At 60.2% G+C, this 2,738-nt stretch carries 3 protein-coding genes; all 3 read left to right on the forward strand.

Going from position 1 to position 2,738, the window contains the following annotated elements; all coding sequences use genetic code 11:
- On the forward strand, positions 1–731 hold a 731-nt coding region (locus tag H5U08_RS15085), incomplete at its 5' end, for a hypothetical protein (protein WP_297034845.1).
- 56 nt (positions 732–787) lie between these two features.
- Positions 788–2,299 (forward strand): Tad domain-containing protein, encoded by a 1,512-nt coding sequence (locus tag H5U08_RS15090; RefSeq protein WP_297034848.1) that lies wholly within the window; start codon positions 788–790, stop codon positions 2,297–2,299.
- 135 nt (positions 2,300–2,434) lie between these two features.
- On the forward strand, positions 2,435–2,738 hold a 304-nt coding region (locus H5U08_RS15095; protein WP_297034850.1), incomplete at its 3' end, for a hypothetical protein.

The raw sequence follows: 2,738 nt of genomic DNA on the forward strand, positions 1-2,738 counted from the left end.
CGGCCCGGGCGGCGCAGGTTTGGATTCCGGCTCGGGTGGGCGATATCGAGCTGGAAAACTGTATAGGCCCCGGCTATTACCCAGATCCCACGGCAGAACAGGTTGTGCCTATTGTGGATCCTTCTGATCCCAACTACGGGCCGTCATCAGGGGGGATGACGTTCATCATTCCGTACGATCCTAATAGCCCGAAGTGGCAGAAGATCGTCACCGCGGCCGTGCTCGCGCTGATGCCCATCTGCCCGTCCCGGGATCTTGGGCTCTCCGTGCCACCCTCTGCTGCTGCGGCGGCACAACTGGTGCGGCAGGCGTATTTGCAGAATGTTCCTAACGCCAGCGGTATTCCCCGGGTGCCCCAACGTCTGGAAAACAAGCTGGCCTATGCCCTGCTGGCGACGGAAGTGGAGTTGCGGTTTTTCCACTCCAATCGGGAACCGCCGCTCGTGCCCTATTATCTGGAAGATGACATTTACCAGTTTCGGCCGAACGAACTGGGATTTCAGGATACGGTTACCGTCACGGTCACGCACCACATGGCGCTGCTCCCCGGGCCGGGCAGGTTTTTGGCCCGCGCAGTACGGCGCCCTGACGGCCTGCCTGACAAAGTGGCCCAGGAGATCGAAGTCCGCAACGGCATTGCCACGTACCCGCTGCGGGCGTCCATCACCTTGGGACACGAAGGCGAAAAATCGGTGATTCCTTATACATATTGGCTTTCAAGCATGTTTTGACAGAATCCTTCAGGCTGCTCGGTGCTCCGGGGCATCGGGGAATGTGAACCCGTCGTGTGACCGAAGTAGAATGGGTGCCGGTGGACTGGCAGGGGATGTTCCCGCCGGGTGCGCATGACTGGGGAGAGAGACCGGCGATGCGACCGATTGCCGAGAGAATCCGACGACTACCGAGGGACGACTCCGGCGCGATGAGCGTCGTGGCCGTCTTTGCGGTTCTGCTGTTAACTATTCTGCTGGGAATGGTCATGAACGTGGGGCGGGCGGTGGATCACAAGATGCGGCTGCAAAATGCCGCGGATGCTGTTGCCTATTCGGGCGGGGTGGTCATTGCCCGCGGAATGAATGCGCTCGCCTTCAGTAATCATCTCCTGTGTGATGTGTTTGCCTTGACCGCGTTCATGCGGGAGGCTCGGGATCGCAATGCAGAACAGTTTGTGCCCGCCATCCTCGAGACGTGGAATCAGGAAGCCCCGGTTTTTGCCCAGTCGAATTTTCCCAAGTTCATTCCGTTGGCGACAGCCATCCCCGCGAAGACGCCGTTGGAGCAGGCTCTTGTGACGGCCTACAGCGAATGGGCTGCTGCTGCCAGCCAGCAGATTCTGCCCACCCTGGAATTCATCCTCAGCCAGGAACTCATTCCGGAATATGAGCGGGCGGTCGTGGCCGCGTTCCCGGATATTGCCCAGCAGGCTGCCATGGAGGTGGCGCGACGTAACGGCCGACCGGACTTCGGCCGGGGTGAAATGCTGGGCGTCCTCTGGCGAACCAACGTGACTCCCGTCGGTGGGGCAGGGGAGCTTTACGAGCGGACGCTACCGGTCGTGGATCCGGTCATGGACCAGTATCCTAATCAGGCGGACTATTTCAATACGGCGCGGAGTCAGCGGCAGCGGCTCGCTCGGCATTATCTGGATATGTGGAACGATCGGGCGATGCTGTTTTTCGACCGAGAAGCCAAGATGAGCCAGTTCGGCAGACTCTGGCGCAACTTCACGTGTGGGCAGTTAGAGAGGCTGCTCAATGAATATCCCGCCAGCAATCTGCCGTTCGTTATCCGCACACCCGGCGATGAAATTGTGGATCCCAACGCCCATCTGGATCAGTACTTCACGTTCGTGGGAGTGGCGTATTGGCGACCCATGCGTCCCATCTTGCCGGGGCTGTTTGGTCATCCCTTGAGCAGTGACACCATCGCCTTTGCGCAGGTGCGGGTGTTCGTTCCCCGGCGGCGGTTGGTGTGGGAGTATTTCGTGCCGGAGCGGCAAACCGATCCTCTGGGAGGCGTTCCGGGCGATTTTGCCGAATTGCCCGTGGAGGATACTTCCCCACCCGGGGAAGAAGAAAATGTCGAGGGCACCTGGCAGGTTGTTCGCGAGGATGTGCCCACCCACTGGGACCTTCTCAATCAGCACTGGACGTGTACTTTGCAGCCGGCGACGGTGTGGAGTCTGCCGGCTATTCTGCAGACTCCGCCTCCTTTGCCGGAATTCGCCGGTTGGAACTTGCGGTTGCCTTCGCTTCCAGGTTGGACGGCCGCTGATATTCAGAAGATCAGTCCGCACTGAAAAATGCCCTCGGGTTGACCCTCTGGGCGTGAATAAAGCGGTATGTGTATGCGACATGGTGTAAAAAAGTCCGAAGCGACAGGCCGAAACGGCTCTCAGTTCGACGCTCCTCGGATTTCGCAGGGCACGCTGGGGATGAGCAGGCATCGATCAGACCGTTGTGGACTGGCTCCGCTGGAACTGGTGATCGCAGTTCCCCTCTTCCTGTTCATGATGGCTTTGATGATCAATTTTGGGACGGTGGCGGCATGGCGGGTGCGGGCGCTGGCTGTGGCGCGGCATGCGGTGTGGGCGAGTCGTCATCCGCGGAATCTCGCACTTGCGCCGCGGCCTGAGTACTGGCCGACAAACGCCGGTCTGGGAAGCGGAGGGGACGCCGACGCTCCCGTATTGGATGATCCGCGTGTCAATCTGCCGGTGGCGCGGGGGCCGAGATTGG

Source organism: Thermogutta sp. (assembly GCF_014359955.1).
In the GTDB taxonomy this organism is placed as follows: Bacteria; Planctomycetota; Planctomycetia; order Pirellulales; family Thermoguttaceae; genus Thermogutta.